Below are 12887 nucleotides of genomic sequence, written 5' to 3' on the forward strand. Positions count from 1 at the left end.
TTTTATAGTATAATATTTATAAGCCTGTTGGGTATAAATATTGATTTTTTTATTGTCTGGTCTTTTAAAAATTTTTCAATTTCTAGGTTTGTTTTTATGATCTCTAAAATTTCTTTTTCAACCACATCTCTTTTTACTTTTAAAATAGCTCTTTTTTTACCATTTATCTGAACAACAAAGTTAATATCTTCTTCTATTAAATCTTTCTTTGAAATTTTTGGCCAATTTATTTGATTTTCATTAATGGTATTTAAACATTCATTTGAAAAATGTGGAATAAATGGATTCATTAGAATTAAAATTTTTTTATAATTTTCAATTAAAATCTCTTTTTTTATAGGTTTGTCTATTTCTTTGATTAAAAAATTATACATTTCATAAAAGTTAGCAACTATTACATTGTAATGAAATTTTTCTAAGTTTTGGGTTATTTTATTGATTAATTGATTAGTAAATTTAGTTAAATCTTTACCTTCATCTCCTTCGTTATTATCTTTTATTTTATCTAAAATTTTAGAATTTAAAGTCCATAATTTTTGAACAAATTTGAATGATGCTATCATACCCTGATCAGACCATTGTACATCTTTTTCTGGGGGACTGTCTGATAAAATAAATAATCTTACAGAATCTGCCCCATAATTTTTTATTATATTCTCTGGATCAATAGTATTTTTTTTAGATTTTGACATAGACTCTGTTGGTCCAACTATTATTTTTTCAGAAGGGTTATCTTTTTTATAAAATTTTTTACCATCTTCTGAAATTACCTCATCAGGACTTAACCATGCATTTGTTTGATCTTTATAGGTTTCGTGACAAACCATTCCTTGTGTAAACAATCCATCAAATGGTTCTTTTAATTTAAAATCATCATTTTTATAAGAAAGAGCTTGCATAAAAAACCTAGAATATAATAAATGTAAAATAGCATGTTCAACACCTCCGATATACTGGTCAACTGGCATCCAATAATTAGCCTCTTCTTGAGTAAATCCACGATCTAAATTATGAGGTGAGCAAAACCTTAAAAAATACCAAGAAGAATCAACAAAAGTATCCAACGTATCGGTTTCTCTTCTATATTTTTTGCCATCCAAGTTAAAGAATTTCCAGTTATCCTCCGAATCTAATGGGTTTCCTATGTTACTTAATTTTTCAATTTCTGGAAGTTTAACTGGCAGCATATTTCTTGGAATTTTAATAGGTTGGTCATTTTCATCATAGGCCATTGGAATGGGACAACCCCAATATCTTTGTCTTGATATACCCCAATCTTTTAATCGATAATTAGTTTTTTTTGTGCCTAAATTATTCTTTTCAAGAAATTCCATAGTCTTAATAATAGATTCACTTGGAACTTTTAATCCATTAAGAAAATCTGAATTATAAAGATACCCTTCACCCGTATAAGCCTCATTATTTATTTCAAAGTCTTTATCTTTTTCAGGCTTAACAACAGGTGTAATTTTTAAATTATATTTTTTAGCAAAATCTAAATCTCGTTGATCATGTGCAGGACAACCAAAAACAGCACCTAACCCATAATCCATTAATACAAAGTTTGCAAAATAAACAGGAACCTTCATATTTTTATCTAGCGGGTTAACCGCAATCATATCAGTTTTAAAACCAATTTTTTCTGCAGAGGCAATAGATTCTTCAGTAGTTCCTGTTTTAGAGCATTCTTCTCTAAATTTTTGAAATTCTTTATCTTCTTCATAATATTTTGCTAAAGGGTGATCAACTGAAAGAGCAAGAAAAGAAAAACCAAATAAAGTGTCAGGTCTTGTTGTATAACACTTAATACTTTCAATGGGTTTTTCACTTTCAATTTTAAATTCGACTTCACAACCAAATGATTTTCCTATCCAGTTCTTTTGCATCACCTTTACTTTGTTGGGCCAATTTTCTAATGCATCTAATCCCTTCAATAAGTCTTCTGAGAATTTTGAAATGTTAAAAAACCATTGATTTAACTTCTTTCTTTCAACCGTGGCTCCAGACCTCCAACCTTTGCCATCTACAACTTGCTCATTAGCAAGAACAGTTTCGTCAACAGGATCCCAGTTAACATAATTCTCTTTTCTGTAAACTAATCCTTTGTCATAAAGATCAAGAAAGAATTCTTGTTGGTGTTTGTAGTAATCCTCAGAACAAGTTGAGATTTCTTTGTCCCAATCAATTGATAGCCCAAGCTTTTTAAGCTGAGATCTCATGGTTTTAATATTCGACTCAGTCCAAGTTTTAGGATCTAAATTATTTTGTCTTGCAGCATTTTCCGCTGGCATTCCAAATGAGTCCCAGCCCATTGGGTGAAGAACATTATAACCTTGCAAAGCTTTAAAACGAGCTAACACATCTCCAATGGTATAATTTCTTACATGACCCATGTGGATTTTACCCGACGGGTAAGGAAACATTTCTAAACAATAAAATTTTTTTTTACTTTTATCAGCTTCAGTTGAAAATGTTTTTTTTTCTTCCCAAATTTTTTGCCATTTTTCTTCTACTGTCTTAAAATTATATCTATCCACAAAATTTAATTTTTAATTAAAATTTAATTTTCAAACTTCGTTCTTTGTTCACCTTTATAAGGCTTGAAGTTCTTTTCTTTTTTTTGTGCCACATAGATTGCAGCAGTTTTTAAAATTTTTATTCTCAATTCATCTGTTAGGCTTCCATCTTTTTCAGAAATTACACAGTTGAATTGCTCTAAACACTTTCTAGAAAAAACTTTAATGTCTAGAGCGTCAGATCTTACTTCATTAGTTAGAAACCTTATTGATATTTTAATACTTTCATTTGAAGTTTGGTCTGTTGAATACCAGTCAGTAATTATAATTCCTCCACTGTAATTTACAGACCCTAAGGGCATAAAGTCTATAGTGTCTAGCGACGCTCTCCATAACTCATTAGAGCTTGCAAAATCGAAAGTTCCATTTCCTCCTTTTAAGCCATCTATTTTATCTGAAAGCCTAAAACCTCGACCCTCTTCTAAGTTTTTTGCAACTCTCTTTTTTGGATCTGGATCAAATTTTCTAGCATCACCACCAGGCAGCTTGCCTCCGCAGGAATTTAAAATAGCAGATGAAAAGATTAAAATTATGAGAAATTTTAAGTTTTTTATAGATAACATAATGAGTTTATTGTTAATTTAGAATATTTATACTTTAATATTATAAAAAACACTAAAAATATAAGAAAATAGCCATTTATTAAAGTGATGCAAAAATACAACAATAATTAAATTTTTTGTTAAAAAAGTGATTTTTAATAAAAATTAACAGCTAATTTGATAGTTATGCAGTGTTTATTATTAATAATAAAAACAACAATAACAAATAAAGGAAAAATATGAATAATATAAAAAAAATAGGTCTAACTGCTTTAGCAGCTTCACTTGTTTCTACATCAGCATTTGCTGGTGAGATGACAGTGTCTGGTAGTGCTTCAATGGCAGCAGAAGGTCATTCTTCTGTAGCAATGAATGCTGGAACAACTTTCTCTATGGGAAATCAACTTACGTTTTCTGGTTCAGGTGAATTAGATAATGGATTATCTGTTTCATTATCTTTCATACTAGATCAAGGTGATGATGCTACAACTGTAGCTCCTACATCTGGTACAAAACATAGTGCTGGTGGTCCATTTGATAGTCACTCTGTATCAATCAGTTCAGACGCTATGGGAACACTTGTGCTTGCTGGTGAAGGTGGATCTTCAGCAGCTTCTGCATTAGATACTACTGCAGCAGGTGATATCTGGGATAATTTTGATGGCGTATCTGGTGGTGGAACTGCAGGTGTAGCAGTTAGCGACACAGGTCCTGGAGATAACTCGTTATTTTACACTTTACCATCTTTAGTTGATGGTTTAACTGTAAATGCTTCATACAAACCACAAGGTAGTGGTGCAGAATCTGCAGTAGGTTTCGCTGGAACTTATTCAGGTGTTGAAGGGTTATCAGTTAGCTATGGTACAACTGAATTAAACAGTGGTACAGCTAGTAGTTCAGGTGATCAAGATGTTCTGAAAGCTTCATACGCTTACGGTCCGATTACTTTAGCATACTCTAATAGTCATTATGACGTAGGTGCTGCTACTGCTTCAACTAACCAAGAAACTACATCTATGGCAGTTTCTTACACAGTGTCAGATGATATCTCAGTTACTTATGGAACTGAAGAGATCGACCAAGGTAACAAATCTGTAGACGCTGAGTATGATAAAATTTCAGCTTCATACACTGCTGGTGGAATGACTATTTCAGCAACTATGGCTGACGGTGAAAACGTTGCACATGGAACTAGTGCCAATGAAGACATCGAATATTGGTCTTTAGGTCTATCATTTGCATTCTAATTAATTTAGAACACAAATTAATAAAAGGGCCCCTTTTTAGGGGCCTTTTTTTTGTTCAAAAAAAGAAATACCAGCAAAGCCATGACAACGAATAAGATTTAGTTTCTTTAAGTTGTCGTGAGAAATACCACCAAGGGCTATGACAGGCTTATTACTTAAAAGAGAGAGAGATTTAAATTTATAAAAACCTAAATAATTTTTATTTTTTTTAAATATTGAAGATAAAAAAATAGCATTAACAGATTGTAATTCTTTTGTTCTGATTTCATAAGTATTGTGAGCTGAGCCCAAGATGATGAAGTTTTTTTTAAAAGAATAAGAAAGGTGTTTTTTATCTTTATTAAATGATGGAATATAAGCACCATCCAAATTAAGTTTTATAGCTAATTTTATATTATTAGAAATTAAAAACTTATTCCCTTTTTTCTTGCAATAATTTTTTATTGTTAAAATAATTTTTTTATCAATTTTGGTATCATAATTTCTAAATATTATGATTGTTTTTTTATCCTGTTTATCTATGTGACTTTGGTCAAATTCTTTTATAAAGTAATATCTATCTAAAGTTTTATTATGCATAACACTGTTAAAAATTTAATTTATATAGAAGAGCTTATCAAATCAAAAGCAAATGATGATGAATTAGCTAAAGTTATAGCAGTATCAAAAACTTTTCCCATTGAAAATGTTTTACCCCTAATAGAACATGGGCACTTGCATTATGGAGAAAATAAGGTTCAGGAGGCGTTAGATAAGTGGAGCGATATAAAGCTTAAAAATAATGCTATTAAGCTTCATTTGATCGGAAGACTTCAAACTAATAAAGTTAAATTTGCATTACGGATATTTGATTATATTCACTCCTTAGATAGTGAAAAACTAGCAATTAAAATTTCAGAAGAGCAAAAAAAACAAGAAAAAAATACTAAGATATTTATTCAAGTTAATATTGGTAATGAAGATCAAAAATCTGGAATAAATAAAGACAACTTAATAGATTTTTATAATTTTTGTAAAAATTTGAATTTAGAAATTATTGGTACAATGTGTATTCCGCCAAATGATGGAAATACAGAGCAACACTTTTCTGAGATGAATAAAATAAATCAACTATTAAATTTTAAAGACTTAAGTATGGGTATGTCAGGGGATTATCTAAAGGCAATTAGATATAATGCAACATATGTTAGAGTGGGATCAAAAATATTTGGTAGCAGAAGTTAACCTATTTTAATTTTAGTTTTTTTATCAATTAATTTTAGTAAAATTTCAAAATCTTTTTTTTTTAAAGCAATACACCCTGCCGTTGGTTTGTAATTATCTGTTAAATGAATAAATACTGCGCTCCCTTTACCTGGAGTTTTTTTTTCATTGTGGCTAATTGAAATTATATAATCATACTTATGATCTTTTCTGTATAGATTTTCTTTAAGGTTCTTATTGCTTGTTTTAATTTCTTCATTATATTTTTTATCTTTTGGGTCATCACACCAAGCCATATCTTGTTTTATGATCTTTTTATTGATTTTGCATTTTATAATACCAACACGATCTTTTCTAAAATATAATTTTTGTAAACCAAATAATCCTTTGGGGGTTGAATAATCACCTTCTTTTTTATTAGGATTTATACCACTTTTTCCAACACAGCATTTTAATTTAAAGTCGTCAATTATAAGAGTGTTTTTATTTGGTACATGAATTATCATAAGCGATATTAAATATAATTATGCAAAATGTTTTTATTATAAATTTTAATTCACTATATGAAATTTTAGAGGAGATAAAAGAAAATTTATCTTTTACAATTATAAAAATTGAGAATGAAGAAGATTTTAAAAAGAAATTTGATCTAGATAGATTGGACCATTTAGTAATTTCAAAAACAGATCATAAATTACTATTAAATGATAATATAAATGCTAAAAATTTTTTAGATTTTAATGATCTGCCCTTATCGTTTAAAAAATTAATAGAATTAATAAATATTAAATTAATCAAATTAAAATTTAACCAACAATCTAAGATTACAATTAAGGGCTATGAATTAAATTTAAATTCTAAATTTCTCTCTAAAAGTAATTTAAAATTAAAGTTAACTGAAAAGGAAATTGAGATCATATTATATTTAAATAGTAAAAAAATTAAGCACAATGTTGCTGACCTACAAAAAAATATATGGGATTATGCAGCAAATATGGAAACCCATACGGTAGAAACGCATATTTATAGATTACGAAAAAAAATAAGTGATTTATTTAAAGATAAAAAATTTATATTAAGCCATAAAAATGGCTATTTTATTGACTAAAATAGGTTAATTTAATCTAGCTCCAACTTTTTGAATTATCTTTGAAGACATTTCAGTTCCTTTTTCCAGACATTCTTTAGTTGAACTATTATTAATTAATCCATGAAAAAATCCAGCTGCAAAGAGATCCCCAGCGCCTGTTAAGTCTACAATTTCTAAATTTGGTTTACTTTGACATTCTATAATTTCTTGATTTTTAATAGCAATACTTCCCTTTTCACCACGTGTAACAATTAAAAGTTTTCCCAATTGTTTGCCAAATTCAATAACATCCTCAAAGCTTTTAGCATTAATTAATGATCTAATTTCTTGTTCGTTAGCAAAAGTAATATCAAGTTTATTTTTAACTAAATCTAAAAAATTATTTTTATGTCTCTCTACACAAAATTGATCTGATAAGGACATTGCTTTAGTATTAGAGAATAACATGGCTTTATCAAAAGCTGACTTTGGTTCACCCTCATCCCACAAATATCCTTCTAAAAATATCATTTCGGTTTCTTTTACAGCTTTTTCATTAATATCACTGGAGCTAATTTTTCCTGCAATTCCTAAAAATGTAACCATGGTTCTTTCTGCATCAGGTGTGATTAAGATTAAACAAGTCCCCGTTGGTGAGATTTCTTTTTTCTTATTATAAAAATATTGAACTTTTTCTTTAGTTAGACCTTCTTCGTATTTTTGTCCCAAATCATCATCGTTAATTTTACCTATAAACCCGACATCATTTCCTAATTGTGATAGTCCAACAATAGAATTTGCAACTGACCCACCAGAGATAGTTTGTTCTACCTTAAGACTTGATAAAAGTTTTTTAAATTCAATTTCTTCAACCAGTTTCATTGTACTTTTTATTAATTGATTATTTATTAAATATTGGTCATCAACTTTACAAATTACGTCAACAATAGCATTACCAATTCCTAGTATTTTCATATTAAGCTTTTTTTATTTTAACTGGATTTTTTCGATCAGGATAACAAGTCGTGCAAATTTTACAAGTCAAACCATAACATTCCCTTGCCTTACAAAATTCTCTTCCATAATAAATTATTTGTAAATGCAATTTGTTCCATGTTTTTTCTGGGAATATTCTTTTTAAATCTTTTTCAGTTTGAATTACATTTTTGCCATTTGTTAAACCCCATCTTTGAGCCAATCTATGGATGTGGGTATCAACTGCAAATGCTGGAACTCCAAAACCTTGAGACATAACCACACTCGCAGTTTTATGGCCTACACCCGGCAGTTTTTCGAGCTCTTCAAAGCTTTTGGGCACTTTGCCTCCATGCTTTTCAAGAAGCTGTTTAGACATCAAATAAATACTTTTAGCCTTAACTCGAAAGAGACCAATACTCTTAATCAATTTTTCTATTCGTTTTTTGCCTAATTTTACAAAATGCTCAGGCTTATTATATTTTGGATATATATTTTTAGTTACATTATTAACATTTAGATCAGTACATTGTGCTGATAAAAGAACAGACATTAAGAGAGTAAAGTTACTAGTATGGTCTAGTGGGATAGGAGTTGTTGGATAAAGTTTATTTAAAATTTTTAGTATTTTTTTTGCTTTATCTTGTTCATCCATTATCTAAAGTTCAATAAATCTCTCATTGAATAAAGTCCTGGTTTTTTATTAATCAACCATTTTGCAGCAGTTAGAGCTCCATCTGAATAAAGTGCTCTATCAAAAGCCTCATGATTTAATTTTATTATTTCTTTTCCACTAGAAAATGTAACTTCATGTTCACCTATAATTTCACCTTTTCTAATTGAATTGAAATTAATTTTTTTTCCATAAGGAAAAGATTTTTTATTTAAAAATTTTTTACCCATTAAGTTATAAAGGTTTTTATTTTTCCCATCTGCAATTCCTTTTCCCAGCATTAAGGCTGTTCCTGATGGGTAATCTTTTTTGTGTTTGTGATGAACTTCAAATACTTTGCTTAAATATTCATCATTTAGAGATTTTGAAGCAATTTCTGTTAAATACATTAATAAATTAACACCAAGGCTCATATTCCCAGCTTTTAAAATTGGAATGGTTTTTGAAAATTTTTTAACCAAGGCCTCTTCTTTTTGATTAAATCCCGTTGTTCCAATTACTACTCTTTTTTTTAATTTAGATGCAATTTTTAAAATATCTAAAGTACAGTTTGGGACTGTAAAATCTATTATTACATCAGTTTTTTTAAAAGCTTGTTCGGTGTTTACATCAAGCTTGATACCAGCAATTTTTTTACTGATAGCCTTATTTTCTGTTAGAGCAGTTAGTTTAAAGTTATTGTTATTTTTTGAAGATTTAATAAGCTGTTGACCCATTCTTCCCAAGCAGCCAGAAATAGCTAAATTAATTTTTTTCATCTAGGAAAATATTAACCTTTTTTAGTTAATTAGTCTTTAGTTTTTCCAAAAACTTTTTGCTTTTTGAAAGAATTGTTTGATACTTGGATTAGACTTTTCATTTTCAATTTCTCTAAATTTTTCAAGTAACTCTTTTTGTTCTTTATTTAAAGAAATAGGAACTTCAGTATTTACTTGGACATAAAGGTCTCCATTTCCACTACCTCTCATATAAGGCATGCCTTTACCTTTTAGCCTAAATTGTTTTCCATTTTGAGTTCCATCAGGTATTTTAATTTTAGCTTTTCCACCATCAATTGTTGGTATCTCTATTGTGGTTCCTAATGCGGCATCTGCAAAAGATATAGGAAATTCAAAGAATAAGTTTTCATCAGATCTTTTAAATAAATCATGTGAATGAACATTTACAAAAAGATAAAGATCACCACTTGCTCCACCTTTGGATCCTGCTTCACCTTTGCCAGCTAATCTAATCCTAGTTCCATCATCGACACCTTTAGGTATTGTAACTGATATTTTTTTGGAGGCTTGTTTGTTACCTTGACCATTACAATCTGTGCATGGATTTGTTATTTCTTCACCAGAGCCTGCACATTGAGGACAAGTTTGTTGAACAGTAAAAAAACCTTGGTTAGATCTTACTTTTCCATTTCCACCACAAACCGTACATCTGTCTGGAGAATGACCGGGTTTAGAGCCATTACCTCTACAAGTATTACATTTTTCTGTAGTTGAGAATTTTATATCTTGTTTTTTACCCTCATATGCTTCTTCGAGGGTAATAGATAAATCATATCGAAGATCAGAACCTCTATTATTAGTTTTTCTTCTTCCTCTTGATTGTCCACCACCAAAATCTCCAAAAAAATCTTCAAATATATCTGAAAAATCAGCCCCACCAAAACCACCACCAAAGCCTCCTCCTTGTCTGCCTCCACCACCCTCAAAAGCAGCGTGGCCAAAGTTATCATAGTTTTGTTTTTTTTCTTTATCTGAAAGGATGCCGTAAGCTTCACCAGCTTCTTTAAATTTATCTTCTGAGGCTTTATCACCTGGGTTTTTGTCTGGGTGATATTTTACAGCTAATTTACGGTAAGCAGATTTTAATTCTTCAGGGCTTGCACTTTTGCTAACCCCTAAGACGTCATAAAAATCTCTTTTTGCCATAAGTTACTTTAAGATGATAGTTGCTGTAAGTCTTAGGCGCTTTTTTCTTTATCTTCTTCTTTGCCTTCTTTGCTTTCCTCTTTAACTTCTTCAAAGTCAGCATCAACTACATTATCGTCTTTTTTTCCTTCATCATTTTTATCACCTTCTTTTGGTGAGCCTTCTTTTTTCTCTTGAGATTTATAAATTGCTTCACCTAACTTCATAGAGGCTTGAACTAAAGTTTCAGTTTTCTTTTTAATTTCTTCGGTATCAGTTCCTTTAATAGCTTCTTTTAAGTCAGTTGAGGCATCTTCAATTGCTTTTTTATCAGCATCAGAAACTTTGGCACCATGCTCTTTTAGATTTTTTTCAGTAGAGTGTAAAAGAGTATCTGCTTGATTTCTAACATCAACAGATTCTCTTTTCTTTTTGTCCTCTTCTTTATTTGCTTCAGCATCTTTTACCATTTTTTCAATCTCTTCATCACTTAAGCCACCTGAGGCCTGGATTTGAATTTTTTGTTCTTTTCCTGTTCCTTTATCTTTAGCAGAAACACTCACAATTCCATTTGCATCAATATCAAAAGTTACTTCTATTTGAGGCACTCCTCTTGGAGCAGGTGCGATCCCAACTAGCTCAAAATTTCCTAACATTTTATTGTCAGATGCCATTTCTCTTTCACCTTGAAGCACTCTGATTGATACAGCAGGTTGATTGTCATCAGCTGTTGAAAATACTTGGCTTTTTTTTGTTGGTATTGTTGTATTTTTTTCAATTAATTTTGTTGAAACCCCACCTAATGTTTCAATTCCAAGCGATAAAGGTGTTACATCTAAAAGAAGGACATCTTTAACGTCTCCTTGAAGAACACCAGCTTGGATTGCAGCACCCATTGCAACAACTTCATCAGGGTTTACACTTTTATTAGGTTCTTTACCAAAAAAGTTTTTAACTTCAGATAGAACTTTAGGCATTCTTGTCATTCCACCAACCATTACAATTTCATCAATTTCACCTGCAGTAAGCCCCGCATCTTTAAGAGCAGTTTTACATGGTGGTAATGTTCTTGAGATTAAATCTTCAACCAAAGCTTCTAATTTTGCTCTAGTCATTTTTAGATTGATATGTTTTGGACCAGTTTTATCAGCTGTTATAAAAGGTAAATTAACGTCTGTTTGCTCTGCAGAAGATAATTCAATTTTTGCTTTTTCAGCAGCTTCTTTTAATCTTTGAAGAGCCAATTTATCTGATCTTAAATCAATTCCAGAATCTTTTTTAAATTCACCAATTAAATAATCAACGATTGTATTGTCAAAGTCTTCACCACCTAAAAATGTATCACCATTTGTAGATTTAACTTCAAATACACCATCACCCAACTCAAGGATAGAGACATCAAAAGTTCCACCACCAAGGTCATAAACAGCTATTTTTTTATTTTGCTTTTTATCTAAACCGTAAGCAAGAGAAGCAGCTGTTGGTTCGTTAATAATTCTTAAAACTTCAAGGCCAGCAATTTTACCAGCATCTTTTGTTGCTTGTCTTTGAGCATCATTAAAATATGCAGGAACCGTAATTACTGCTTTCGTTACTTCTTGGCCTAAATATTTTTCAGCTGTTTCTTTCATCTTTTGAAGAATAAAAGCTGAAATTTGAGAAGGTGAATATTTTTCCCCTTTAGCTTCAATCCAAGCATCTCCTTTTTCTGAATTCACAATTTTAAAAGGTGCAGCTGCAATATCTTTTTTTACAGTAGGGTCCTCAAAACTTCTTCCAATTAATCTTTTTACGGCAAAAATAGTATTTTCAGGGTTGGTTACAGCTTGTCTTTTTGCAGGTTGACCTACAAGTTTTTCCCCATCCTCAGTAAAAGCTACAACCGAAGGAGTTGTTCTTGCGCCCTCAGCATTTTCTAAAACTTTTGGCTGACTACCTTCCATGATAGACACGCATGAATTTGTTGTTCCTAAATCTATTCCTATAATTTTGCTCATAATTTAATTCCTTTCCTTCATATAAGTGTTAATTTTCAATCTACAAGTTCTTACAATTATAATTAATTGTCTGAATTTTCTTTATTTTCCTCACTTTTTTGATCATCTGGAGTTTTGGTTTTTTTTGAAACTCCGACTAATGCTGGTCTTAAAAGTCTATCTTTCATCATAAAACCTTTTTGAATTTCTTGAACTATTGTTCCAGGTTCTTTTTGATCGTCATCAATTTCCATCATAGCTTGGTGTTGATTGGGATCCAATTTTTTACCAATAGAAACAACAGGTGTAATTCCATTTTTTGAAAAAATTGACACCATATCTTTACTAATAATTTCAAAATGCTCTAAAGTTTTTTTTAAAGCTTCAGTATCTTTTAGTACTTCATCACTTTCTAAAATTTGTTTTGATCTTTCAAGATTATCAATTAAATTTAAAGCTTCTTTTGCAAAAGAAAACCCACCATAATCAAAAGCATCATCTTTTTCTTTTTCAAATCTTCTTCTTTGATTTTCCATTTCAGCAAAAGTTCTAGTAAGTTTATCTTCTAACTCCTTAATTTTTTCTTCAGGTATAACCTCTTTTGCCTCTTCAGTTTTATCGGCTGAAATTTCTTGTTCTACTTGGTTTTGCTCCTCAGCTTCACTCTCTTTAACTTCTTCATTTTGGTTTTCAGAATTAATGTTTTGATCTTTTTCCATGAC

13 protein-coding genes are annotated in these 12887 nt (G+C 30.3%); 3 read left to right on the plus strand and 10 right to left on the minus strand.

The annotated features are described in order from the left end of the window. Positions 1-2 precede the first annotated feature (2 nt). Together leuS and AC5SLY_RS06625 are read right to left on the minus strand one after the other, a co-directional pair. Complete coding sequence (leuS, locus tag AC5SLY_RS06620; RefSeq protein ID WP_494598792.1) at positions 3-2537, minus strand: leucine--tRNA ligase; 2535 nt, start codon at positions 2535-2537, stop codon at positions 3-5. Between the two features lie 23 nt (positions 2538-2560). Further along, the gene (locus AC5SLY_RS06625; RefSeq protein ID WP_494598793.1) at positions 2561-3139 is read right to left on the minus strand and encodes a DUF3576 domain-containing protein; all 579 of its coding nucleotides are present in this window, start codon (positions 3137-3139) and stop codon (positions 2561-2563) included. A 218-nt stretch (positions 3140-3357) separates the two neighbouring features. Between AC5SLY_RS06625 and AC5SLY_RS06630 the strand changes: the two genes are divergently transcribed. Next, entirely contained in the window at positions 3358-4365 is a 1008-nt protein-coding gene (locus AC5SLY_RS06630; RefSeq protein WP_494598794.1) for a porin, read from the plus strand. Between the two features lie 36 nt (positions 4366-4401). Here AC5SLY_RS06630 and AC5SLY_RS06635 read toward each other — a convergent pair whose 3' ends face one another. Then, on the minus strand, positions 4402-4944 hold the full coding sequence (locus AC5SLY_RS06635) for a thiamine phosphate synthase (protein WP_494598795.1): 543 nt from the start codon (positions 4942-4944) through the stop codon (positions 4402-4404). On the opposite strand from AC5SLY_RS06635, the gene AC5SLY_RS06640 reads away from it, so the two are divergent. After that, positions 4939-5589 carry a YggS family pyridoxal phosphate-dependent enzyme gene (locus AC5SLY_RS06640; protein ID WP_494598796.1) on the plus strand — a complete coding sequence of 217 codons (651 nt, stop codon included), beginning with the start codon at positions 4939-4941 and terminating at the stop codon, positions 5587-5589. The two genes, AC5SLY_RS06635 and AC5SLY_RS06640, sit on opposite strands and share 6 nt — an antisense overlap. Here the strand turns inward: AC5SLY_RS06640 and AC5SLY_RS06645 are convergent. After that, on the minus strand, positions 5586-6074 hold the full coding sequence (locus tag AC5SLY_RS06645) for a L,D-transpeptidase family protein (protein ID WP_494598797.1): 489 nt from the start codon (positions 6072-6074) through the stop codon (positions 5586-5588). The two genes, AC5SLY_RS06640 and AC5SLY_RS06645, sit on opposite strands and share 4 nt — an antisense overlap. Before the next feature lie 20 nt (positions 6075-6094). Between AC5SLY_RS06645 and AC5SLY_RS06650 the strand changes: the two genes are divergently transcribed. Further along, positions 6095-6676, plus strand: a complete 582-nt coding sequence (locus tag AC5SLY_RS06650; RefSeq protein WP_494598798.1) for a helix-turn-helix domain-containing protein — start codon at positions 6095-6097, stop codon at positions 6674-6676. A 6-nt stretch (positions 6677-6682) separates the two neighbouring features. On the opposite strand, the gene AC5SLY_RS06655 is transcribed toward AC5SLY_RS06650, so the two are convergent. From AC5SLY_RS06655 to AC5SLY_RS06680, 6 genes are all read right to left on the minus strand, one after another. Continuing rightward, entirely contained in the window at positions 6683-7612 is a 930-nt protein-coding gene (locus AC5SLY_RS06655) for an adenosine kinase (RefSeq protein WP_494598799.1), read from the minus strand. Position 7613: 1 nt separating this feature from the next. Further along, on the minus strand, positions 7614-8267 hold the full coding sequence (gene nth / locus AC5SLY_RS06660) for an endonuclease III (protein WP_494598800.1): 654 nt from the start codon (positions 8265-8267) through the stop codon (positions 7614-7616). Further along, on the minus strand, positions 8267-9043 hold the full coding sequence (dapB, locus tag AC5SLY_RS06665) for a 4-hydroxy-tetrahydrodipicolinate reductase (protein WP_494598801.1): 777 nt from the start codon (positions 9041-9043) through the stop codon (positions 8267-8269). The genes nth and dapB overlap by 1 nt, the downstream gene beginning before the upstream one ends. Positions 9044-9079: 36 nt before the next feature. Beyond that, entirely contained in the window at positions 9080-10210 is a 1131-nt protein-coding gene (dnaJ, locus tag AC5SLY_RS06670) for a molecular chaperone DnaJ (RefSeq protein WP_271617327.1), read from the minus strand. A gap of 32 nt (positions 10211-10242) precedes the next feature. After that, positions 10243-12186, minus strand: coding sequence for a molecular chaperone DnaK (gene dnaK, locus AC5SLY_RS06675; RefSeq protein WP_494598802.1), 1944 nt, complete (start codon positions 12184-12186; stop codon positions 10243-10245). Positions 12187-12248: 62 nt separating this feature from the next. Continuing rightward, positions 12249-12884 carry a nucleotide exchange factor GrpE gene (locus tag AC5SLY_RS06680; RefSeq protein ID WP_494598803.1) on the minus strand — a complete coding sequence of 212 codons (636 nt, stop codon included), beginning with the start codon at positions 12882-12884 and terminating at the stop codon, positions 12249-12251. Positions 12885-12887: the final 3 nt, after the last annotated feature.

This window comes from Candidatus Pelagibacter sp. PS_23 (genome assembly GCF_059417905.1).